16 protein-coding genes and 1 pseudogene are annotated in these 23,252 nt (G+C 30.5%); 4 read left to right on the forward strand and 13 right to left on the reverse strand.

What is annotated here, in order from left to right:
• Nucleotides 1-17 precede the first annotated feature (17 nt).
• A complete protein-coding gene (locus tag ACQPVP_RS01045; protein WP_430846397.1) occupies nucleotides 18-641 on the forward strand; it encodes a hypothetical protein in 624 nt (207 codons plus the stop codon).
• Between the two features lie 273 nt (nucleotides 642-914).
• On the opposite strand, the gene ACQPVP_RS01050 is transcribed toward ACQPVP_RS01045, so the two are convergent.
• From ACQPVP_RS01050 to ACQPVP_RS01065, 4 genes are all read right to left on the reverse strand, one after another.
• On the reverse strand, nucleotides 915-1,259 hold the full coding sequence (locus ACQPVP_RS01050; RefSeq protein WP_430846399.1) for a YmaF family protein: 345 nt from the start codon (nucleotides 1,257-1,259) through the stop codon (nucleotides 915-917).
• A 138-nt stretch (nucleotides 1,260-1,397) separates the two neighbouring features.
• Nucleotides 1,398-3,131, reverse strand: coding sequence for an ammonium transporter (locus ACQPVP_RS01055; RefSeq protein WP_430846401.1), 1,734 nt, complete (start codon nucleotides 3,129-3,131; stop codon nucleotides 1,398-1,400).
• A 266-nt stretch (nucleotides 3,132-3,397) separates the two neighbouring features.
• Nucleotides 3,398-4,342 (reverse strand): NAD(P)H-binding protein, encoded by a 945-nt coding sequence (locus tag ACQPVP_RS01060; protein WP_430846403.1) that lies wholly within the window; start codon nucleotides 4,340-4,342, stop codon nucleotides 3,398-3,400.
• Between the two features lie 81 nt (nucleotides 4,343-4,423).
• Nucleotides 4,424-5,305, reverse strand: coding sequence for a LysR family transcriptional regulator (locus ACQPVP_RS01065; RefSeq protein WP_430846405.1), 882 nt, complete (start codon nucleotides 5,303-5,305; stop codon nucleotides 4,424-4,426).
• 279 nt (nucleotides 5,306-5,584) lie between these two features.
• On the opposite strand from ACQPVP_RS01065, the pseudogene ACQPVP_RS01070 reads away from it, so the two are divergent.
• Nucleotides 5,585-5,686, forward strand: a pseudogene (locus ACQPVP_RS01070) (IS30 family transposase); the annotation flags it as partial.
• Between the two features lie 51 nt (nucleotides 5,687-5,737).
• On the opposite strand, the gene ACQPVP_RS01075 reads toward ACQPVP_RS01070, so the two are convergent.
• The 7 genes from ACQPVP_RS01075 to ACQPVP_RS01105 form a co-directional block, all read right to left on the reverse strand.
• Nucleotides 5,738-11,830, reverse strand: a complete 6,093-nt coding sequence (locus ACQPVP_RS01075; protein ID WP_430846407.1) for a glycoside hydrolase domain-containing protein — start codon at nucleotides 11,828-11,830, stop codon at nucleotides 5,738-5,740.
• A 302-nt stretch (nucleotides 11,831-12,132) separates the two neighbouring features.
• The gene (locus ACQPVP_RS01080; RefSeq protein WP_430846409.1) at nucleotides 12,133-13,908 is read right to left on the reverse strand and encodes an oleate hydratase; all 1,776 of its coding nucleotides are present in this window, start codon (nucleotides 13,906-13,908) and stop codon (nucleotides 12,133-12,135) included.
• Nucleotides 13,909-14,059: 151 nt separating this feature from the next.
• Nucleotides 14,060-14,632: a TetR/AcrR family transcriptional regulator gene (locus tag ACQPVP_RS01085; RefSeq protein ID WP_430846411.1), complete on the reverse strand. Its 573-nt coding sequence runs from the start codon at nucleotides 14,630-14,632 to the stop codon at nucleotides 14,060-14,062.
• Nucleotides 14,633-14,939: 307 nt separating this feature from the next.
• Nucleotides 14,940-16,106 carry an iron-containing alcohol dehydrogenase gene (locus ACQPVP_RS01090; RefSeq protein ID WP_430846413.1) on the reverse strand — a complete coding sequence of 389 codons (1,167 nt, stop codon included), beginning with the start codon at nucleotides 16,104-16,106 and terminating at the stop codon, nucleotides 14,940-14,942.
• A 154-nt stretch (nucleotides 16,107-16,260) separates the two neighbouring features.
• Nucleotides 16,261-16,932: a DUF4405 domain-containing protein gene (locus ACQPVP_RS01095; protein ID WP_430846414.1), complete on the reverse strand. Its 672-nt coding sequence runs from the start codon at nucleotides 16,930-16,932 to the stop codon at nucleotides 16,261-16,263.
• A gap of 83 nt (nucleotides 16,933-17,015) precedes the next feature.
• Nucleotides 17,016-17,717 (reverse strand): flavodoxin, encoded by a 702-nt coding sequence (locus ACQPVP_RS01100; protein ID WP_430846416.1) that lies wholly within the window; start codon nucleotides 17,715-17,717, stop codon nucleotides 17,016-17,018.
• Between the two features lie 13 nt (nucleotides 17,718-17,730).
• Complete coding sequence (locus ACQPVP_RS01105; protein WP_430846417.1) at nucleotides 17,731-18,783, reverse strand: flavodoxin; 1,053 nt, start codon at nucleotides 18,781-18,783, stop codon at nucleotides 17,731-17,733.
• A gap of 190 nt (nucleotides 18,784-18,973) precedes the next feature.
• On the opposite strand from ACQPVP_RS01105, the gene ACQPVP_RS01110 reads away from it, so the two are divergent.
• Nucleotides 18,974-19,849: a LysR family transcriptional regulator gene (locus ACQPVP_RS01110; RefSeq protein WP_430846637.1), complete on the forward strand. Its 876-nt coding sequence runs from the start codon at nucleotides 18,974-18,976 to the stop codon at nucleotides 19,847-19,849.
• 132 nt (nucleotides 19,850-19,981) lie between these two features.
• On the opposite strand, the gene ACQPVP_RS01115 is transcribed toward ACQPVP_RS01110, so the two are convergent.
• The gene (locus ACQPVP_RS01115) at nucleotides 19,982-20,386 is read right to left on the reverse strand and encodes a cupin domain-containing protein (RefSeq protein ID WP_430846418.1); all 405 of its coding nucleotides are present in this window, start codon (nucleotides 20,384-20,386) and stop codon (nucleotides 19,982-19,984) included.
• A 342-nt stretch (nucleotides 20,387-20,728) separates the two neighbouring features.
• Here ACQPVP_RS01115 and ACQPVP_RS01120 point away from each other — a divergent pair, with 342 nt between their 5' ends.
• Nucleotides 20,729-22,072, forward strand: a complete 1,344-nt coding sequence (locus tag ACQPVP_RS01120; RefSeq protein WP_430846419.1) for an MATE family efflux transporter — start codon at nucleotides 20,729-20,731, stop codon at nucleotides 22,070-22,072.
• Nucleotides 22,073-22,274: 202 nt separating this feature from the next.
• Here ACQPVP_RS01120 and ACQPVP_RS01125 read toward each other — a convergent pair whose 3' ends face one another.
• A complete protein-coding gene (locus tag ACQPVP_RS01125; RefSeq protein WP_430846420.1) occupies nucleotides 22,275-23,168 on the reverse strand; it encodes a LysR family transcriptional regulator in 894 nt (297 codons plus the stop codon).
• Between the last annotated feature and the right edge of the window lie 84 nt (nucleotides 23,169-23,252).

Genomic DNA, 23,252 nt, shown 5'->3' on the forward strand with positions numbered 1-23,252 from the left:
TGCAATACAGAAATGTAATGCTCAAATACTTTATAATTAGTGGAGATGAATATAGTATGAAGTATAACAATTGGTATAAAGAAGATGAAAAAAGAGAATTCTCTTATGAGGATTACTACAACTGGCGTAAAAAACATGAAAAAGAAGAAGAAAAAGAATATGCTAAATATTGTAAAGAACATGATGACAATGATAAGGACAAGGATAAAGACAAAGATAAGTATTGTAAAAAAGACGATGATAAAAAGAAAAATTGTCATTGCGAGGATTACAATGAATTGCATAAGAAATGTGAAAAAATGTACTGTGAAAAATACTGTAAAAAACATGAAGATAAAGACAAAGATCATGATAAATGCTGTAAAAAAGATGATGATGATAAAAAGAAAGAACATTCTTATGAAAATTACTACAACTGGCGTAAAAAATGTGAAGAAAAAGATGACGATAAAGATAACTACTGTAAAAAAGACAATGACTACAAAGATAATAATAAATGCTGTAAGAAAGATGATGACAAGTACGATTATTGTAAAGATAAAAATGATAAGGATGACAAGAAGAAGAAAAAGGTCTATTGCTGTGAATATTACTACAAATGCTGCAAGTATGTTGACGAACCTTCTAAAGATCGCAAATAAATCAAATATCATTTTAAATAATATTTAATTATGTATTTTCAAATTTAGATTGGTTATATCTAGGTGTTTTTAATCCACTTAGATATAACCATTTTTTATTCTATAATAAACTTTTAAATTAATAAGTATTTATATAACATAAAAGAAAAGTAAATCAAAAAAAATAGTAAATATATTTTTACAAACATATTTACTACCTCATAATTTAGACTTAACTAGAATAATATATTAGAATTAAATTCATCTCTACTGCACTGCCAATTTATAATAAATCTAGCAGTGATCATTTTCACCTATAGGATTTTCAATTAAAGTTGCAATCCTAAACATATGCTTATGACCATCTCTTTCCTTTGTACAGGCATAAACAAAATGAACATGTCTTCCATTACCTACTGGTATTGCTGGACCAGTCAATACATCAATTATATGAAAATGATCATTGAAAAAGTCTGTTCTAGTTAATATTCTGTGAACATGGCTTCCCTTACAAGGTACAGCTTCTCCAGTTACACCTGCAAAACGATGATTATGAACGTCATTACTATTAAGCTCAGCTAATTTTACACTTCCAACAAATTCATGAACGTGTTTTTGCTCTGATTCGCAATATTTCATGGCTTAACCCCTTTCTCTTTTGTTACATAATATATAGTATTTAAAACATATCCATTTTGTTACTACGCTATAAAAAAATCGTAAAGATTATCGTTATTAAGCAATGAATTTTTATGGTATAGTATTCTCTATTTTTTTCTATTCCTCATCCTGTAATGCATCGTATCCATGTTCATTGGTACGAATCTTAATTACATCTTCTACATCATAAATAAATATTTTTCCATCTCCAATTTTTCCTGTATAAAGTACCTTTTGAATAGTTTCAATAATGGTTTGAGTTGGAATTTTACATATTACAACATCAATCTTAACCTTTGGAAGAAGCCTTGTATCCATAGGTACACCTCTGAAATAAGTTGGATTTCCCTTTTGCATACCATGACCTAGAACATTTGTAACTGTAAGTCCAGTTACGCCAAGCTTTTCAAGTGCCTCTTGTAATTCTGAAAATTTGCTTTGATTTGTAATAATAGTAACCTTGGTCATTTTTTCATCATGGTGTTCTTTATGCACAACAGGAACTGAAATATCTGACGAAACATTAGAATTATCTGTATTATTTGATTTTAACTCTTCCATACTAGTTGTATATTCTGTTGCAGTAGTAACTGAAACAAAATCTGGATAAGCTATATTTCCATGTTCCCCAATATCAAGACCAGCAATTTCTTCTTCAGGGGATACACGAACTCCAAGCGTAATCTTTATTAAATACCAAACAAGTAACGATGAAGCGAATACAAATGCACCTACAGCAATAATTCCTACAAGTTGAATACCAAGTAGTTCAAATCCACCACCATAAAATAAACCATTTATAGTAGATAAACTTGTAACTCCTTCTTTTGCAAATAATCCCATAAAGATTGTCCCTAAAATACCACAGCAAAGATGCACAGCTGTTGCCCCAACTGGATCATCAACTTTTATTTTATCAAAGAACATTACTGCAAATACAACTACGATACCAGAAATAGCTCCTATTAATAAAGAAGCCCCAATACTAACATAAGCACAACTACCTGTAATTCCAACTAGCCCTGCAAGACAACCATTTATAGTCATTCCTAAGTCAGGTTTTCCTATTATGAACCAAGCAGTAGCAGTGGATGTTAATACAGCTGCAATTGCAGCAGTGTTAGTTGTCATCAATATATGCATTACATCAGCAGGATTTTGAAAACTCATTGTTGATCCAGGATTGAAACCAAACCAACCAAGCCAAAGAACAAATAAGCCTATAACTGCTAGAGACATATTGTGTCCCGGAATAGCTTTTACCTTACCGTCACTACCATATTTCCCAATACGAGGCCCAAGAATTAATGCACCTGCAAGAGCTGCCCAACCTCCAACTGAATGTACAACAGTGTCCCCTGCAAAATCCATAAATCCTAAATTTGAAAGCCAGCCACCTCCCCATATCCAATGACCTATTATTGGATATATAATAAGAGTAAGCACAAATGAGAAAATAATAAATGAAATATATTTTACACGCTCAGCAACTGCACCTGAAACTATAGTTGCTGCAGTACCACAGAAAACTAGTTGAAAGAAAAATTTTCCCCAGAAAGGAACATTGGATGTTAATGTTTCATTATAAAAAGAAAGATCAGAGTTTGCTAAAATAAAAAGATTTTCAGTTCCAATGAAAGGATTGTCCCCACCAAACATGAACCCCCATCCAAGTAGCATAAATCCTAGGGATGAAACAGCAAATACGATAAAATTCTTTGATAGAATGTTAACTGTATTCTTTGATCTTGCAAAACCTGATTCAACAGATGCAAACCCAAGATTCATGAAAAAAACTAAGATAGCTGCAAGAAATACCCACATAGTGTCAATAATCATTGTAGTATTCATATATAATACCCCCTAAAATAAAAAGAGAGCAGAGACATTCTTTCTAAGAACGTCTCTGCTCTCTTTTTGTTATTGATAATATGATATCACTAGTAAAAAAGCATGTCAATATTCATTTTGGAAATTTTTATCATTTTATTTTCTCTTTAAATTCACTATTTTTATTTTCAGTATTTTTACCTTATACTCTTTTACTAATCCATAAATAATATCTATATACTTATTTTCCCTACTTAATTTTCTTACACTATTTTAAAATTACCTTTTTAATCATCTTTTGAATGTCTTTCTCCTACTTGGAAATCATCAGCATGTTCAAACATATATGAGACACTAATAGGATCATCACCAGTTAACTTTTTAAAATCATCTGTAAAAGTATCCATTTTTCCAAGTCTAATAGCTTGTGCAAATGTAACCATACCATCACTTGAGAATGGTGCTTCAGAATCTTCATCAAAATTCCCCTCTGTTGTTCTAGGTACACCCATTGCATCCCAAACTTGATAGTTTTCTTCATCAGTAATTTCTTGATAAGAAACATGATTTCCTGTTGCTTCATTACCATATTCAATAAAATTAGAAATAGTCATTAATTCTAAACCATTAATATTTAGAATGGCTTCATGATATTCACTACCTCTATGTAAAGCATAAGCAACTGCTTTACCACAATCAACCCTAGAAATATAAGCCATTTTACCATCACCCTGAGAATTCTTTAATACACCATCACCCTTAACATATGTAAAATAGTTCGTAATCATTGCTTCAGCATATTGAGAATTTCTTAAGAAAATATAATCTAATCCAGCATCTTTTATATAATTTTCTGTATAAATATGATCTTTCTTTTCAACACTTGGATTGGTTTCATCTGCAGCATTTACTAAAGAAGTATAAATAATTTGTTTCACTCCAGCAGCTTTAGCAGCATCTATAGCTTGACGATGAGCCTTTTGTCTTTTAGGACCAACGAATGGCATAGAAATTAATGCTAATCTGTCAGCATTAGCAAATGCTTCTTTTAGCCCTTCTGTTTTATTAAAATTTGTAATATGTGTTTCAATACCCATGTCAGCATATTTTTTTAAAACTTCAGGATTATATCCACAAAAAATTAAGTTATCTTTACTTTCTATTTCTAATAATTTTTTAGCAGCAATACTACCTAGATTGCCATCAACACCAGTTAATAATAATTTACCCATATTTTCTCTCCTTTTTTTTTGATAAATCTATTATAACTAATATTAGTATCATTCAATCATTCTAAATAATAATAGGTTATTCTATTTTCGAATAATATCTAATAATAAAGAAATAGATTCATTATGGTTACTTTTTAAATAACCTAATTCTATTTGAAAAGTATGTGTAGAATCCTTAATAGGTATCTTTCTAAGCTCTAAAGAAAAATCATTTAATTTATAATTATCAGGAATAAAACCAATTAAATCATCAACAATAATCTGAATCATTTCAGAATCAAAATCATGGGCAGTCTTTTGAATGATAGGAAAATACCCATCTTTTTGACTCTTCTCTATCATCTTATCATAGGATTTACCAATAATATTTTTATCTAACATAATTAAAGGATATTTATACAATTGCTCATTGGTAATTTCACTTTTATCATATAAAGGATGATTACTACTCACAATAGCATTGTAATAACCACTATACAAGGAATATGTTTCAATATCATTTTCTTTATCAAATTCCGAATCAATTGTAATCACAATATCATATACTCCCGCATGTAAAGCATTGGCTAAATCTTTCATCAAAACTTGTTTAAAAATAAGATTAATATGAGGATATTTTTTCTTAAACGTCATGATATAAGGAAGAATCATCTGTGCTTCTACAACTGATGTATAAGCAATTTTTAAAGGAATACTTTGCTTATTATTAAAAGAGGCCATAACCTCTTGCATTTTTAAGTATTGTTCATAAATAAGTTTAGCTTCTTTGTAAAACAATTCACCAGCTGAAGTAGGCTTTACAGGTGTCACACTACGATCAAATAATTGAATATTGAATTCTTCTTCTAATGAGTTAATATATTGAGTAATAGATGTTTGAGAAATATAGTTAATTTTTGCTGTCTTAGTATAACTACCACAATTATATAAATCAATAAATGCTTTAATCTTTTCTATTTTCATATAAATTCCTTTCATATAAACTCTTCTTTTTTTGTTATTATATCATTTTCTATTCTAAAAACATGAATAAGTGTCGATGTTTATCAAGAGAGCTGTCATATAAATTTTTTGAAAAATTATAACGATAATTTCGGCTAGTTGTAAAATGAAATTTAACTAAATAAAAAAGTACTTCTATATAATTTTGCTTATTCCGTCGCAAGCTACAAGTCATCACAAAATTAATAGAAGCACTTCAGAACTAAAGGAAGGATAATCACTATGGACTATAAAACACTAATCTCAGATAATGGATTAGAATTTGCTAGGCTTAGTGATATTGAAACAGTTACTGACACTAAGGTCTATTTCACACACTCGTATTCATCCTTTGAAAAAGGACAAATACTCCATAGAATATCTGTCCTTTTTTAAAAATTTACACTTTAAATATTAACAAGCTTTTCTCTTCCTTCTAAATATAACTATTACTGCTCCACTCATTAATAATGCTACACATAGTATTGTTACATTTGTAGTGTCACCAGTATTAACGCCATTAAAATTAGATGTATCCCCTGTTGATGTATCTCCGGAACCTTCATTTCCAGATCCGGTATTTCCAGATCCATTATTTTCAGATCCGTTATCTCCAGAGTTTGAATCATTTTCCTTTAATTTGTCAAAAGCTTCGCTTAGTCTATTTTTAGCTTCATTTATTTCTTCTTGAGTTGAATCTTCTTTAGCAAGTAAATTTTTAGCATTTTCTAAAGCACTTGTAAAGTTCATCCAACTTTCTTCTGTATAATTATTCTTTTCTGTATCTTTTATCTTATTATACAACTCTTCTAGTTTGCTCTTATCTACAATTACTGGATCATTTTCTTTTAATTCATTAAATGCATTTTCTAAGCTTTCTACTGATTTATCAACTTGATCTTGAGTTGAATCTTCTTTATCAAGTATAGTCTTAGCATTTTCTAATTCATTTATAAAGTTAGTCCAACTCTTTTCTGTATAATTATTATTTTCTGTATCCTTTACCTTATTATACAATTCTTCTAGTTTGCTCTTATCTACAGTTATTGGATTATTTTCTTTTAATCCATTAAATGCATTTGTCAGATTCTCTAATGCTTTATCAATTTCATTTTGTGTGCTTTCTACGTTATCATTTACAACCTTTGCTTCATTAAATTCTATTTCTAATGCAGACCAACTATCAGCTGTATAATCATCCTTGTTAAGTCCTTCTATCTTATCAATGAACTCTTGCAGTTCACCACGTTCAATTAAACCAGCCATATTATCAATTTCACTTAGCTTGAATTTTGCTTGTTTTATATAAGCTAAATCTGTAGTTACTCCATTTGCCCAATTGTTAGAAAACTCTTCATCCCAATGCCCATAAGAGTTCATAATAAATGTTCCATCCTCTAAAACAACAACCCCTGCATATCCAGTATCTCCTGATTTAGCACTCTTAGAATAATCTTTAGCCACTTCTATACGGTATTGTCCATCTCTTTGTTCTATAAGATCTTCATAGGTTCCTACCCATACAACCCATTCTCCAGCAGTCCAATCATTTCCACCATCAAAAGTGTTATTTCCATTTAAATCATATTGAATTTCACGGAATGATATTACTAAACGTCCACTAATTGGATCATATGCAGCTTTATGACGTTCTCCAGCAATAGATCCTGGTAAATCCATTGGTTTACTCCATGTTTTTCCTTCATCATCAGAATAAATCATAGTTGCAGGATTATTATGAGACTGGCTACGTGCTAGTCCAATAATACGCTTTCCATCTGGTGAACGGAACATTCCAATTTCACACATTTGATAGGTACTTTCAATATTACGATATTCACTTAAATATGGTTCTGGTTCACTCCATTGTTCTTCTCCATTTTCATCAAATGTTAAATAGGTTTTGTAGTTTACATAGCTATAGTTGTGATATACTCCCATCCACTTTTGAATGTAATTTCCATCCTCATCTTTTAATTGCACTAAAGATGCCATACCTACAATTGATTTATTAGGGGTTCCATCCTTATGATTAGTATACCAATGCTTGTATTCTGTCCATGTCTCTCCATTATCATCAGAATATGAAGTATTCCATCCAGTTTCATTTCCATTTGAATCTGTTCCCCATCCAGGACATGCTGTAATCATCATAATACGCTCTTTCCCATTTTCTAATGGTAAAACATATAATGTAGGAGTTTCTTGAGAACCTGCCCAACTACTAGGTGTATTTTCTTTTTCTGTCCATGTCTCTCCATTATCATCACTAATTTGCATGATGATAGGGCCTTTTCCATGTCCTTTTGGATATGCAGTAATTAAACGACCAGTACTAGTACGTACCATATCTGGTTGTCCAAGATATTGACGATCTGTGCCAGGTGCTTTTTCAATATCACTCAACCTATTTTCTGGTAATTCATAAGTTTCTAGTGTATTTGAAATTGTTAATTTCCTACTTACTTCAATAGTTACTTCTTCCTTATATCCACCTGATTTATTTTCTACTGTTATAGTAGCTATTCCACGCTCTTTAGCAGTTACAACACCATTTTCATCTACACTTGCAATATTTGGATTGCTAGATGTATAAGTAATTATTTTATCCTTATTATCACTAAGTAGATTTGTTTCAATTGTATATGTCTCACCAATATACAATCTCTTATAATTTTCTGTAATATTTAATCCTTTAACTAACATTGTAGAAGCTATTTCACTAGCATTTAATACCTTGCTATAAACCTTAACTTCATCAATTAATCCAGTAAATCCTGTACTACCTATAATATCCATTGGGAATTTTACTGTATGATTTTTGGTCCAAGCATTATTTTGAACTAATTTTCCATTAACATACATGCTTAATCCATCTTCTTTACTTTGTGTCCATGCTATATGATACCAAGTGTTAGAACTGAAATCATGTTGGAATGTTAATACATCTCCCGAATTCTTTCCTACACGGAATCCACTTGGACGATCTGTTGCCATTTTTAATGATGCTGCAAAATCCTTATTTTTATCACTAATAACAGAAATTTCTTTATTAAACTCAGCATCTGTATTTACCCAATAAGCAATACTCCATGCATCATTTTCACCAACTTTAGAATCTCCCTCTAAAGTTACACTCTTTCCAACTTCAGTTACTTTTAATGCATTATTGGACTTACCTGACTCAATAGTTCCTTGATTACTTCCATTTCTAGAACCCCATTCATCAGTTACTTTTCCCTCTTTATCATTATCAAAAGAATAATAAGAAACTTGTACTGATTTATCAATTGTAACTGGCGATACTGTAACTTTAATAGTTGCTTTTTTACTTTCATCTTGAACAGATGTAGCAGTAATAGTTACACTACCAAGTTTATTTGCTGTAACTACACCTTGGCTATTAATAGATGCAACACTTTCATTAGAAGATGTCCAAGTTACACGATTATTTAATAGATTATCTGGCTTAACAACTGCATTTAATTGCACTGTGCTACCTAACATAATTTCCTTATCATTACCATCAATTTTAACAGAATCAACTTCATTTGTTCCATTTGCTTTTAATTCAATATAACGTTCTGTCAATTCATTAATACCTTCAGTAAACTTATCTACTTGTTGTGATAACTGCTTTACAGTTTCATCGCTTAAATATGAATGACTTGTAACTGGAGTAATTGTTATATTATCATATAAAGCATCAACTTCACTTTCTAAAGAAGCAACTTCTTTTTCCATAATTAGGAGCTTATTTGCATCACGAACACCCTTTGCCATCATTTCTAAACGAACTGAACTTTTGCTAGTAGGATTTTCCGTATTTTTTTCATCTGGGAAAATTAAGAAGCAATCTCCTGCCTCAAATGCATTATGAGTTGTATCACGTAATGGATCTTCTACCCATGCATCATATGCCCATCTCAAGAATCCTGCTGTTTCACTCTTACCAGCATTAATAATTGACCAATAACTTTCTACTGGTGCACTTAATGAGAAGTTTCCTGGTTGATGTTCTGTACAAGAATATAAGGTTGTACGTAATCCTAATGACTGACGTTCTTCTAATAATTTTGCAAACTCCTCTGGATGTGCTGCAGCTGCTGTATCTCCAACATTTAAGTCTGATACTCTAAGTGCTAAATCATGCTTATCAACAAATCCATCCATTGCTCCTGCTGTCTTTAAAGATTCTCCATGAATATTTTTTACAGAGTCAACAAGATCGAAAGCCGTTTTACTAAATCCTCTTTCATCAATACCAATATAGGATTCTTCAAACCACCCCTTATCAGTTAAATGGTTTACTAAATTTTGTAAGAAATTCTTCCAAACCTCTGTATATCTACTATCTCCAACCTTAAATTGTTCATATACTATCTCTCCATTTTCCCAATAAGTAAAGCTGTTATGCCATGGAGCAATACTATATAATACTATTTTATCTCCAAGACCAAGCTCTTTATTGAATGTTACCCATTTATCAAAATCAGTATAGTCATATTCAAAGTATCCATCTTCATTTTTAGTCCATTTCACCATGGATGGATAATGAACATCATTTTTACTATATGTTTGGGCATTCCATGCATCTTCTACAATAGATGTTGTAATTGCACTTCCACCAACTTCCTTGTATTTTAACATACTTGATTTCAATATTTCTAAATGTTCTGCAGAAAATGGATCTACGTCATAGTATTCAGCACTACTATATGGATATTGCCATAATTCAATATCAAATCCATTTGCAAACTCTGTTGCGTCTGGAAGTTCTGCATCTTGTACATTTAATGTATAAGTAAATTCTAATGGCTTATCAATTCCATCTGCAGTTACTTGCAATTTTCCAGTATATGTTCCTGGCTCTGTTCCTGCTGGTACATTAATTTCAATCCAAACATTTTGTAGTTTATTAAATCCAATTTCTATTGGTGTTGTTTGATATAATACATCATTAGACTCACTACGATTTGTTTCAGTTTCTTTTGGTACTTCACGATTCTTATCACCATATCCTAAATATGAACCATTATACGCTTTTACAGACTTAATAAATGTAGTTTTTACATTTTCTGATTTTAAAACTTTATCACCAGCTTTAAAGTCACTGGCAGAAACTGTTACATTATCTAATTTACTTTCTTTTGAATATAATGATATTTCACTAATTGCCTTATCATTTTTCCAGGCTGTAAGAGTTGCAGATGTAGTTCCTAGTTGCTTAACCTCATCATAACGCTCTTGTGTATACTGAGTATTTACATCAACAATGCTTCCTCCAATTCCTGGAATAGCTTTCTTTACAGTAACTTCTATTTCCTTACTGATTTTAGCACTTTCACTAGAAACAGTTATTTTTGTATTACCCTCTTTTACAGCTGTAATAACACCATTTTCATCAACATTTGCAATCTTTTCATCATTACTTGCAAATGTTGCATCATTTGCTGATGCATAATCTGGTGCAACTTTATAATTAATTTTTTGTACTGCTCCTTCTAACATTTCATAGCTAGTTTCTGCTAATTCAATATCTTGTATTAAATAAGGCGCATGAGAAACTTGTGCATATGCTACTTGATTAACAAAGGTAGAACTGCTTGCATTCTTAGTATTTTGCATAACAGCTTTTAATGTATGGTTTCCTTCCTCCAATCCACTAACTTTATATACAGATTGTGCTTCTGTTCTTTTAGCATTATAAAGATCTACCACCTGCTCATTTTCACCGTCTATAGTAAATTTTACAATACCATGGTTAGTACTCTTATTCGCAAATATTTCAACTCCATTTCCGTAAAAAGGAATTTCGTAATAAGCTTCTTCAGCCTTAGTTCCATCAGCCTTTAAATCAATATAAGATTCTTTATCAGATGTTACCCATGAAAATCCATTCGGATTATTATATTTAAAACTATTTATTGTTCCATCTACTTTATTAGGTGATATTTTTTCTATTATGTTATCAGAATTATTTTTTGATGCACCTATTACTTTGGCATAACTTATTTGTAATCCTTTTCCATCATCTGCTAAAGTAACCTTTACTGTATGCTTACCATTTTGTAACCCTGTCTTAGAATATAATTTTGTTGGGGTATATGCTTCACCTTCAATTTTTATTTTCTCCACTTCACCATTATCTAATTGGAAGTTATTATAATCATCACTTTTTACACCCCATAACTCAACTCCTGTCCCTTCAAAAGTAAAGGTATAGGTATGCTTTGCCGCTTCATTAGAATCATTATTCCATACCCAATGCTGTGTTTTGGCATACTCATCCCCTTTAATAGCGTCCTTCTTATCGGATGCCCATCCATTTTTCCCGGTAGAGTCAGTTGCTTCAGTGTATGAAAAATAATGTGTTCCAGTTGTTATAGTATCATCAACAATTACTTCATTTTCTGTTGCAAATGCCTGCTGCATATTTACTGGCATTATACTAGTAATAAACGTAATAAGTAAAACTCTTGTAACATTTAAAAAACTTTTTTTCATAAATTTCTCCCTTCTTTAAATGACTAATCTTAGATTATTTTTAACTGATTCCCCCCTTTTTTAATCTAGATTTTTGTATCACTTTATACTAAGTAAATTATTTTGAAATAATGAAATCATTTACTATTATTACATAATCACTCTTTATAATCTTTGTATTTTTTACCATATATTTTATATTTTTTAACATTTATGCTATTATTTATATCCGTAGATTTTCTTCACTTATCTCTTTCCTATATTAAACAAAAAACCTACAAATTTTTTATTTGTAGGTTTTTTCTTCATTATTGAAATAAAAATTAAATTACATTATATTTCTTCAATAATTTTTCAATATCTGTTCCTGCTATTTTCTTTAAGGCTTCTTTAATTGCAATCTTTTCAGCCAACTTCATATTCATATCAGTAGCAGCTTTTCCATCTCTAAGTGTAACTGTTGCATTTAGTAAATCACGAACATCAAATGTACTTCCCCATACTTCAGGTACACCACGATCAACATTAAGTAATGTATATACTGCTTCCATACCAGTTCTCATTGAATATTCAGTTGTAAATATAGTATCTCTTGGTGTTTCTGCAAATTGTCCAAGAAATGCAAAATTCACTGAACCTTCTGGTACTACATTTGGTCTATCTCCTGCTGCACGTGGCATAAAGAATGTAGTAATATATGGCATCATACATGGAATTGTATTTGCGCTATTAGTAGCTAATTCTTCTATTTCTGATTCTGGAACTCCAAGATGATATAACCATTCCATGCAAATTTCCTTACCAGTACATTCTCTCATAGTCTTCTTTACATAGTTACCTGGCTTATCACTAAATAAACCATAAATCCATCCCACAAGTTGATCATTTGGTTGTGTTCTAAATTGTGGTTGTCTATTAAATGTCCAGCTTAATAACCAGTTAGAATCCTTTACGGTAACAATTCCACCTGTTACAACTTTACCAGAGAATGGGTCTCTCTTACAAATCTTCTTAATATATGGAACAATTTTTTCATCTAGTGTTGTGACTGTAGCACTCATCCAATTAGACTTTTCTGCATCATAACAGAACTTATCTGGATTACCAAAGGACGGATCTTGTGCTGCAATTCTTCTCCACATATCCCAGCCACCACCTGGCTTAATTTCAGGGTTAAATATAGCCGGTTCATTTTGTGATCCAAGACTAGAATTTTCTACACATCCACCATTTGTAATAAATACAAGATCATTTTCAGTAAGTCCAACATATTCTGTTTTTCCATCAACTAAAAGCTCTATTTTCTTAGCTAATTTTTTATCAGGTTTAATTTCAAATTCTACATTAACAACCTTTGTGTTGAAATGGAATTGTACATTGAAGCCTTCTAAATATTTAATCATAGGAAGTATCATTGATTCATACTGATTATATTTAGTAAATCTAAGTGCCTTAAAATCTGGTAAACCACCTATATGATGGATGTAACGTTTAATATATAACTTCATTTCTAAAGCACTATGCCAATTTTCAAATGCAAACATAGTTCTCCAATATAACCAGAAGTTTGATTCTAATACTTCAGCATCAAAGAAGTCTGTTATCTTCTTGTCATATAACTCTTCATCTGGTGTGAAGAATAAATGCATAATTTCCATTGCACCCTTATCTGATATATTAAATTTTCCATCTGTATGTGCATCTTCACCACGATTTATAGTAGCACGACATAAAGAATAATTTGGATCTTTTTTATTTAACCAATAATATTCATCTAAGACGCTAACTCCTTCTTTTTCAATTGATGGAATTGAACGGAATAAATCCCACATCACTTCGAAATGATTGTCCATTTCTCTTCCACCACGCATTACATATCCAAGACCTGGATACTCAAATCCATCACAAGCACCACCTGGAATAGGATCTTTTTCAAATATATGAATATGTTCTCCTTTCATTTGTCCATCACGTACTAAATAGCATGCTGCAGTTAATGCTCCAAGCCCAGTTCCAACAATATATGCTGATTTATGATCCACTCCTTCTGGTTTTTGTGGTCTTGCAAAAGCTTCATAATTTCCACTTGAATAATACATATCTAATTCCTCCATTCAATATTTCTATTTACTAGATTTCTTTTATTAACCTTACTATATAATCTTCTTTAATTATTCACCATCAGCAAAAAAGCCTCCATGATAAAATTTTTATCATGGAGGCTTTTTTGTAGAACTTTTAATCATTTTATTAACTTTGTTTAGTTTTGTCAGTTCGATAATTCTCTAGGGCATTTAAAATATTTCCTTGCATTAGCATAGTAAGCTCTTTAATAATTTCTTCTGGATCCTCTTTCATATCATTCTTAATCCAGTTAAGAACTAATCCAACAAATGAATATTTATAAAAATTAGCTATAAAGCATTTATCCTTTTCTCTTACTGGTATATCTTTTGCCATTTCTTCTACAACATCTATAAGTAACTGATATGTTAACTTATATAAGTAATTTTCAATATTTTCACGACTTAGAGAATGATATACATTCATTACAAATGGCTTATTATTACTTACTTCCATAAAAATATTATAAAAGCCTTCCTGCCATGTTGCATAAGCCTTTTTACCCTCTAACACTTTATTTGCATCTTCTTCACATGCCCAATCAATTAACTCATAAATATCCTGAAAATGATAATAAAATGTCATTCGATTAACACCACAATCTTCAGTAATGTCATTGATTGTAATCTTATTTAAGGGTTTTTTTAGAAGTAAATTCTTTAAAGAAGCTACCAAAGCTCGTTTTGTTATCTGTGACATCGGCATTACCCTCTTTCATAATCTTTGCATAAAAATATTATTTATTTTACACAATTAATTATACCAAGAAGCTCTTCCAGCCTCAATCCATTTCTATAGTGATAATTTACTAAAAAGTATAAGGATAGCATTTAAGCTACCCTTATACAATAAAATTTATAAACATTTTGAAGAATAATAATATATTAAGTTTAAGACTTATAAAGCCATATAATTTGCTATTTTCTTTGCTATAAACTTCTTTTTCCATACGTAATACTTGCCCATACTTTTGGTCATTCAGCTTAAAATGCTGTATGTATCAGTATTACATACTTTCTTTTAATATATTTACTATTTCTTCATGATTAAGAACTTTATATCCACCATTTAAAATAAATGATCCTTTTGCAATACCTTCTAACATATCTTCTGTTACACCAAGTTCTCTTAAATTCATTACAAGACCTAACTCTTTCATCCAATTTTCCATTTTCATTAGACCTTCTTTTGCAATTTCTTCATCAGATTTTCCTGATGGATTTACATTCCATACATTAATTGCAAATCTTTTAAATTTCTCAAGTCCATAAGGCATTATATAGCGATAATATGGAAGTGAAACAGCAGACAACGTCATACCATGAGTAGCATCTGTATATGCTCCAATGGATTGACCTATCATATGAACCATCCAATCTGTTGATTTTCCCTTCTCTACAAGAGTATTTAATGCCCAAGTTGCAGTCCACATTATATTACTTCTTGCTTCATAATCTCTAGGATTAATAACTGCTATCTTAGAGCTGTTAATAAGAGATTTCATTAATCCTTCCATAATATAATCAGATGTACAATCATCTGTATTTGAGAAATACTGTTCTGTAATATGATTCATAATATCATAAAATCCAGCTACCATCTGATACTTTGGTAAAGTGAATGTATATTTAGGGTTAAGAATTGAAAATTTCGGGAATACATTATCATCAAACACTCTACCAATTTTAAGTTTTTTCTCATGATTTGTAATTACTGAACCACCATTCATTTCTGATCCAGTTCCCACCATAGTTAAAATACATCCAACAGGGATAATCTTATTATCTACATTTTCCATGCGAATATAATACTTCTCCCATGGATCTTCCTCACAATGTGCAGACACAGATACTGCTTTAGCATAATCACAGCAAGAACCTCCACCTACAGCAAGAATTAAATCTATATTATTTTCCTTTGCAATCTTACAACCTTCATAAAGTTTTTCTACTGTAGGATTAGGCATTACTCCTGCATCTTCAAAGATTTCTTTACCATTCTCCTTTAAAATCTTTACTACTTCATCATAAATACCATTTTTCTTTATAGATCCGCCTCCATAAACAAGCTGAATATTCTTTCCATACTTTGAAAGTTCCTCATTTAGATACTTCAAAGAATCATCTCCAAAATAAAGCTTAGTTGGATTTGAATAAACAAAATTTCCTAACATGTTCTACCTCCTAATATTATAAAAATTCAAATCTTTTATTATTACTTTTATTATTACTTTTATTATTTTTTAATATCTTTAAATTTATCATACATCTTAGAGTTAACTTTAAGTCAATAGTTTTAAAAACTTTTTTAAAGCTTTTATTAATATTCTATTTATTTCTAATTTTTAATAATAATCCTCTTACATGGACGGTAAGAAATATAATAGAACCCATCATTGCTATGTACTCAATTATGAAAAAGAAAAAAGGCTTACTAACATCAAAAAACGCAAACTGTTTATTTGCTAATAAATAAGAAATAATCTCATTTTCAGCAAAACAATAAATTCCATATATAAAAATAATAATTGCTATCCCTTGTAAAAAATAATTATATACTTCACTTAATTGTACTTTTTTCTTCCTGAACATACTTATAATCATATTCCAATGTAATCCAACATGTATACTCATTAATAAGAATCCCCAGTATGATGACAACATATGCAAAGAGCGAGCAAAACTCATACCACCATGTATTGGAAGAAAAGAAAACACATATCTAGACATCATAATCCCACTAATCATCAATGAAAGCATACAAATAAAAATTAAAATATTTATTACAGTCTGAAATATACGCAATAAAGAATATTTTCCTTTATATATAGCCTTTATCCAATTCCTGTTCAATATCAGATGAAAAATAAATAATATAAACATTATTGTCCCTAACCATTCATGTAATGCTTCTCCAATTAGTATATAAGCCATTTGAAGTAATAATGAAATCGTCAATAATACATCGATAATCATTTTAAATCTGAGCTTTGCTTTCATATAAACCTCCATCTTTTCTAAAAAAATATTCTTCAAATAAGATACTCTTGAAACCAAATGATTATATCATCTACATTAATGAATTACTTAATATATCCAAGTGATTTAAGCCAATAGTTCACATCTTGCTGTGCATCATTTACACTTGATTCTCCAATTGTAAGACCTTCTAGTATAATTGAATTTGGTTCTAATTCTTCAATTGTTGCAATTGTATCTGAAAATCCACTTCCCCCTGATGTTGAAAATGGTACAATTGTTTTTCCTGAAAAATCATATTCTTCTAATAATGAATATATTGCCATAGGCATATCATACCACCAGTTAGGGAATCCAATAAAAATCGTATCATAATTATCTAAATTTTCGATATGAGTCGCCAATTTAGGACGTGCATTTGCTTCATTTTCCTTTCTCCCCTGATCAACAGTTTTATTGTAGCTATTAGGATATTCTTCAACTGTTCTAATAGAGAACGTATCTGCATCTATAGAATCTGCAATCATATGAGCAATAATACCTGTATTCCCAGTTACTTCATTATTCCATAACTGAATACTTGCACTAGATGAAGCATCTACATCATTAGGGAATCCGACATTTTCCCCATAGGTGAAATATACCACTAATATATTTTCATTATTTTCCTTTTTAGTTTCTCCATTTACTATTTCCTGTTGTTCTGTTATCTTTGTATCATTAGAAGCATCTCCTTCTAAATTAGAACATGCACTCATAGTTAATCCTAAAAAACATGTTAGCATAATCATTAATAGTCTTTTCATTTATCATTTCCTCCTATTTTAATTTAAAAGTAACTTCTACACTTGATGATAGCTCGTCAAATAATGATAAATCAGATGTTACTTTACCAATTTGATTCACTTCCATCGTTAAAGTAGGGTGATCTGTTTGCGCGTAGAAAATTGCCATAGTATTATTTTGTGAACAATATGTAATATCTCCATTTTTAAAATTAAATTGTCCTTGTTCATTATTTTCTGGAGTGAAGTCAATACTCCCATAATACTCACGTCCTCCAAAACTGGACATAGATACTGTTAGTGGCATTTTATCTTTGATCTGATTTACTAAATAACTATTATACAAAACCCCTTCCAACTCTACACCATTGATTTCTATTGTGATTTCTATTACTTCACTGTCATCATCACCAAATCCAACTGAATTCAGCCAATTTAATATCATTTCTTTTGAATTTACAACATCAGATGCTTCAATTGAAATTCCATCTAAAACTGTCGCATCAGGTTCTGCTGATCGAATATCAGTATAACTACTTCCAGCTCCATAACCATCATGTGTACAGAAAGGTATGATTCTTTTTCCATTCAAATCATATTTTTCTAGAAAGGATTTAATTGCTTGTGGAACCGTTGTTGCCCAAACTGGATAACCAATAAAAATCGTGTCATATTGAGAAATATCTAAACCTATTTCTGCTAAATTAGGTAAATAATTCTCATTAATTTCTTTATGATTCTCCTCTATAACTTCGTCAAAATCAGTTGAATAAGAATTTACTGTTTCAATAAACTGCAAATCACCATTAACTTCTTCGCCAATAACATTTGCCACATATTCTGTAGCTCCTAAAGATTCTCCTTCTTCAATAATTACACTTGCTGATGTACTAGCATCAATATCTTGTGTATACTTTGTATTTCCATATCTAGAGAAATAAACGATTAATACCTTATTTTCGCTATTTGCTTCTGCCTTCTCTCGTTTATACTCGATTTGTTTATTTTCTTCCTCTATATTTTTCTGACAAGCCGTAAGAGAAAACAAACAACCAATAGCTAATAACAATGTTAATGTCTTCTTCATTCTTTTATATCTCCTTCTTTACTAAGGTTAATATCTTTTCTTATATCATAGTATAAATCCATCTCTCATTCATGTCTAATACCTATGTTTAATCTAACTATAATGCCTTTTAAGCATATATTCTTCTAAGATTATTGTAGTATTATTTTACAAGTGTTAAAATATAAAAAAAGGAGGGATTCCTATCGAAATCAGGGTATTAAAATATTTCCTTACATTAGCAAGAGAAGAAAATATTACAAAGGCTGCAGAAACACTTCATATTACACAACCTACATTGAGTCGACAATTGGCACAGATGGAGGATGAAATGGGTGTAACGCTTTTTGTTAGAGGAACCCGTAAAATCACTCTAACTCATGAAGGTCTTTTACTACGTAGAAGAGCTGAAGAAATTCTGGAACTTGTTGATAAAACTGAAAAAGAAATCACTCAACAAAATGAAGTAATTGAAGGAACAATTTCAATTGGATGTGGAGATTTATTTGCTGTACAGATTTTAGCAAAAATTATTGATTCCTTTACAGTTCTATATCCAAATGTTAATTTCGAGTTATACACAGCAACAGCTGATCATATTCGAGAAAGAATTGATAAGGGATTAACTGATATTGGTCTACTTTTAGAACCTGTTGATTTAAGCAAATATGATTTTATTCGTATTTCTCATCAAGAAAAATGGGTGGTCCTTCTTCCTTTGGATTCCCCGTTGGCTGAAAAAGAATCTATCACAGCATATGATTTAATAGATAAGCCTTTGATTTTACCTCATCGTTTAAATATGCAAAGCGAATTAGCAAACTGGTTTGGTGATTCATTTAGTAGCTTAAATATTTTATTTACAAGTAATCTTATCAGCAATGCTGCTGTCATGGTGCATCAGGGCTTAGCATATGCTATTGTAATTGAAGGATCTATCAGTTTTTGGGATCCTAAAAAAATCAAATATCTTCCACTGTCTCCTCAATTGACATCAACTACAGCCCTAGCATGGAAAAGGGAACAGCCTTTTACTATAGCAACCGCAAAATTCATAGAATATGCAAAAAAATTCTTAAATGTATAAAAAACAATTGTCTAAATATAGGCAATTGTTTTTTATATCATCAAATATTTAATTAAACAAGTTAATAAAATTAAAAATTTTACTTCAATACTTACTAATTATTTATACTTAAAGCTCATTACTCCAATAAGCTTATGGAGTATTGCTCATATAATCTTCATCTCCTACTATTTCCAACCATTCATTAGAACTTCCTTCAGCTGGTACTTCAATAGCAAGGTGAGAAAACCAATTATCTTTTGTTGCACCATGCCAATGCTTTACTTCAGGTGAAATATTTACAACATCACCTGGATGTAATTTTTGAACGGGTTTTCCCCATTCCTGATAATACCCAGTACCAGCAGTTACTAATAATATCTGACCACCTTTATGATGAATATGCCAATTATTTCTACAACCAGGTTCAAAAGTAACATTTGCAATGTTTACTCCTTCAGTTGTTAGCATCTTCAAATAACTTTGTCCTATAAAGTATTGCGAAAATGCATCATTTTTTTCTCCAACTTCAAAAATTTGATCTTCCTTATTTTTCATAATTCCTCCTTGATTTTTATATAAATTTCTTTAGTTTAAATCTAAATTAAAGAAAATAAATAATTTTTCCTATACTCAAATTTTAAATTTCTATTATTATTTTGTCTAATACTTAATAATACTTGCCATTATATGCTCTTAAAGCATATTGCTGACATTAGTTATATTCTTCTATTACTTTAAATGCTTTTTAAGCATGATATAACCCAAAATATAAGCATTGGACATAATATACGATAATTTCTAAAATATAAACATATTAAAGAATAACTAATTTTTATCATGACCTATATTTTATTTCATAAATTATTTTCAGAAAAAATTCCTTGGAGGTAATAAAATATGTCAAATTCAGTAAGACTATTTAGCAAAAGAGACATATTTAAACTTTTTGTGCCCTTAATGGCCGAGTTGGCACTGACATTGATGGTAGGTGTTATTGATTCTATTATGGTATCTGGTGTAAGTGAAGCGGCTGTATCTGGTGTATCATTGATTGATACAATATTTCAGCTTCTTATTTACATATTTGCAGCTTTTGGTACTGGTGGTGCTGTAGTTGCAGGACAATATCTTGGTGCTAAAAAAAACACTGAAGCCTGTGATACCGCCAATCAGTTAGTATGGTTTTCTGCAATAATTTCAGTGGGAATCATGCTTCTGATTTATCTTGTTCGTCCCATTTTATTGGGACATGTATTTGGTACACTCTCATCAGAGGTCTACCACCATGCAAATAATTATTTACTTGTTGTTGCACTATCTATTCCTGCACTATCTATTTATGAATCTGGTGCAGCTATTTTTCGGACAATGGGTAATTCTAAAATAACTATGTTCCTTGCTGCCTTAATGAATATAATTAATTTTTTAGGCAATACTGTATTGATTTATGCATGTAAACTTGAGGTTACTGGATCAGCTATTTCTACAGTTATCTCACGTTATATAGCAGCAGCTATTATGATTGGTTTACTCATGGGTTCTAATCATATCCTACACATAAAAAAAACACTATCTTATCACCCTAATAAATTTTTAATCCGCAGAATTTTATCAATAGGCATACCAAACGGAGTAGAAAATGGCCTTTTTCAGGCTGGAAAAATTATTTTAGCTAGTTTAGTGGCCTCTTTTGGAACATCATCCATTGCAGCAAATGCTATCTGTCAGACAATATCCAGCATACAAGTAATTCCTGGATCTGCTATGCAGTTGGTAGCTACCACTATTATTGCCCGCTGTATTGGAGCACAAGACGAAAAGCAAGCAATCTATTATAACCGTATAATGATTATAATGTCATATGTAGTCTTATTATTATTTTGTGGAACCTTATGGTTTCTTCTTCCAATAATTCTACCATGGTACCATCTTTCTAACGAAACAGTAATTTTAACTAGACAAATGCTTTTCGTACATACTCTTGCTGCTATGCTAATATGGTCCTTATCCTTTGTACTACCTGCTTCAATGAGAGCTGCCGGTGATGTACGTTTTATTATGATAATGTCCATAATTTCAATGTGGATATTTCGAATAGGTGCAGCCTATTTTCTTTCCTATCCACTTAAATTTGGTGCCCTTGGAATATGGATAGCTATGCTTTGTGATTGGATGTTTAGAGCAATAATATTTTCTTTCCGCTGGCATAGTGGAAAATGGAAAAACAGAAAAATCATTTAACAATTGAAGATTTGTAGATTAATCAAAAATTTGTTAACTCACAACTGTTTAGCACTAATAACCAAATGAATGAAATTATAAAATGTTATTTATTCATAGGATAACATTTTATAATTTCCTAAAAAGTAAAAAAAGTTCTTGATTATCTATGAATCAAGAACTTATGTACATTCGGAATCAGTGGCGACAGTCCAATATTTGCTTAATTTAATATCTGATACTTATTGTTATTTTCCATAAAATCAATAAACTTTGATATTGTTAAACCAAATGTATTATATTTCTTCCATACAATCAATGATGATGTTATTAATTCTGGATAAAAAGGTATAAAACATAATTCATCACTATTAACAGTTCTCATTGACCCCTCAATAATAATAGCATTACCAATCCCCTTTTTTACAAGTATTGATGTTGCTGGAGTCAATTCAGATGATGAGTTAAAATATAATTGATTATAAACTTCTTTTGCCCAATCTCTAAAGAACCCTCTAGTTCCTTGTCCAGAAGTATCAATAAGTGGAATACCTATTAAATCTTCTTTATTAACATAATCTTTCCTTGCTAAAAAGGAATCCTTTCTCACTAATAATCCCCATCTTTCTTTTTTATTAAGTCTCATAAAATCCAGCTTTTCAAGATTGACAGGTTCTAAGACAACCCCTATATCAATTATCCCATTTTCAATATTTTCAATAATCAAATCACTATTCCCATTTCTTAAGCAAAAACTAACTTGAGGGTACTTTTCTTTAAAAGCATAAATATAATCACCAAGGGTATTGGTAGCCTCAGTAAGTCCACATCCAATAACTATTTCACCCTTTAACTCATTTCCTTTATTTCCAAGTTCCATTTCAATCTTTTTTTCTATATTTATCATTTCTTCTGCACGTCTTTTAAAAATCATACCCTCTCTTGTGAGTATTAATTTCTTTTTACTACGATCAAATAAAGTTACACCTAATTCCTGTTCCAATAACATTAATTGTCTACTCAATGTTGGTTGTGTTATATGTAATATCTCTGCAGCTCTAGTTACATTTTCTTCTCTACTAACCACAAGAAAATATTTTAATACACGTAGTTCCATAGCTCTCCCCCATCCTTTAATCGTAATTTTTCTATTTTATATCTTTATATTGTAACAAATAATATTAGATGATATTACTATTAA

It is taken from the genome of Clostridium nigeriense (assembly GCF_050585265.1).
Lineage (GTDB): Bacteria > Bacillota > Clostridia > Clostridiales > Clostridiaceae > Clostridium > Clostridium nigeriense_B.

Excerpts from the sequence above, each read along its gene's own strand:
- ACQPVP_RS01045 (WP_430846397.1), top strand. The coding sequence starts at position 18 with ATGCTCAAATACTTTATAATTAGTGGAGATGAATATAGTATGAAGTAT.
- ACQPVP_RS01050 (WP_430846399.1), bottom strand. The coding sequence starts at position 1,259 with ATGAAATATTGCGAATCAGAGCAAAAACACGTTCATGAATTTGTTGGA.
- ACQPVP_RS01055 (WP_430846401.1), bottom strand. The coding sequence starts at position 3,131 with ATGAATACTACAATGATTATTGACACTATGTGGGTATTTCTTGCAGCT.
- ACQPVP_RS01060 (WP_430846403.1), bottom strand. The coding sequence starts at position 4,342 with ATGGGTAAATTATTATTAACTGGTGTTGATGGCAATCTAGGTAGTATT.
- ACQPVP_RS01065 (WP_430846405.1), bottom strand. The coding sequence starts at position 5,305 with ATGAAAATAGAAAAGATTAAAGCATTTATTGATTTATATAATTGTGGT.
- ACQPVP_RS01075 (WP_430846407.1), bottom strand. The coding sequence starts at position 11,830 with ATGAAAAAAAGTTTTTTAAATGTTACAAGAGTTTTACTTATTACGTTT.
- ACQPVP_RS01080 (WP_430846409.1), bottom strand. The coding sequence starts at position 13,908 with ATGTATTATTCAAGTGGAAATTATGAAGCTTTTGCAAGACCACAAAAA.
- ACQPVP_RS01085 (WP_430846411.1), bottom strand. The coding sequence starts at position 14,632 with ATGTCACAGATAACAAAACGAGCTTTGGTAGCTTCTTTAAAGAATTTA.
- ACQPVP_RS01090 (WP_430846413.1), bottom strand. The coding sequence starts at position 16,106 with ATGTTAGGAAATTTTGTTTATTCAAATCCAACTAAGCTTTATTTTGGA.
- ACQPVP_RS01095 (WP_430846414.1), bottom strand. The coding sequence starts at position 16,932 with ATGAAAGCAAAGCTCAGATTTAAAATGATTATCGATGTATTATTGACG.
- ACQPVP_RS01100 (WP_430846416.1), bottom strand. The coding sequence starts at position 17,717 with ATGAAAAGACTATTAATGATTATGCTAACATGTTTTTTAGGATTAACT.
- ACQPVP_RS01105 (WP_430846417.1), bottom strand. The coding sequence starts at position 18,783 with ATGAAGAAGACATTAACATTGTTATTAGCTATTGGTTGTTTGTTTTCT.
- ACQPVP_RS01115 (WP_430846418.1), bottom strand. The coding sequence starts at position 20,386 with ATGAAAAATAAGGAAGATCAAATTTTTGAAGTTGGAGAAAAAAATGAT.
- ACQPVP_RS01120 (WP_430846419.1), top strand. The coding sequence starts at position 20,729 with ATGTCAAATTCAGTAAGACTATTTAGCAAAAGAGACATATTTAAACTT.
- ACQPVP_RS01125 (WP_430846420.1), bottom strand. The coding sequence starts at position 23,168 with ATGGAACTACGTGTATTAAAATATTTTCTTGTGGTTAGTAGAGAAGAA.